A 528-nucleotide genomic window follows, 5' to 3' on the forward strand; every position below is an offset into this window, starting at 1 on the left:
CGCAGGCGGTGGCGGCGGCCTTCACCGGGTGGGCCGCCGCGTGCTTGGGTGGCTAGGAGGTGCTGGTGTCGGTGGGGTGGTGGGCGCCGGTGCGGGCGCGGCGTTGGGCGCGGTACCCGGCGCCCTTGCGGGACTGTTCGGTCTGGTCGGGCGTGTCTGGGTCATCGGCGGCGTTCCCCTGTTGGTGGGGCTGCCGCAGCACTTCGCGGACTGCTTCCCAGGAGTAGCGGAAGTCTTTGCCGGTTTTGAGGGCGGGGATCTGCCCGGCGTTGGCCATCCGGCGGACGGTCTGGGGCGACAGGCCGAGTTTGGTCGCGAGTTCGGCGGTGGTGAGCACGTCGGGGTCGCGGCCGGGCGTGTCGGTCATCGCTGGGGCTCCTGGGGTTGCGGTCATGGTGCGGGTGTGCCTTTCAGTGTGGCGGATCGGGTGCTGCGGTAGCGCGTTGTTGGTCGTGTTGGCTTGTGAAGAAGTTGTTTGGTGATGCTTGCGCTCCACAAGTCTGCCACTTACTGTAATCATTCATCAAC

Annotated in this window: 1 protein-coding gene; it reads right to left on the bottom strand. The window is 67.6% G+C overall.

Going from position 1 to position 528, the window contains the following annotated elements; genetic code table 11:
• Nucleotides 1-52 precede the first annotated feature (52 nt).
• Nucleotides 53-367, bottom strand: a complete 315-nt coding sequence (locus ABD296_RS50240; protein WP_344285823.1) for a helix-turn-helix domain-containing protein — start codon at nt 365-367, stop codon at nt 53-55.
• Between the last annotated feature and the right edge of the window lie 161 nt (nt 368-528).

The sequence above is a fragment of the Actinomadura napierensis genome, assembly GCF_039529375.1.
Lineage (GTDB): Bacteria > Actinomycetota > Actinomycetes > Streptosporangiales > Streptosporangiaceae > Spirillospora > Spirillospora napierensis.

Coding starts and splice junctions, on each gene's coding strand:
- ABD296_RS50240 (WP_344285823.1), bottom strand. CDS start 367: ATGACCGACACGCCCGGCCGCGACCCCGACGTGCTCACCACCGCCGAA.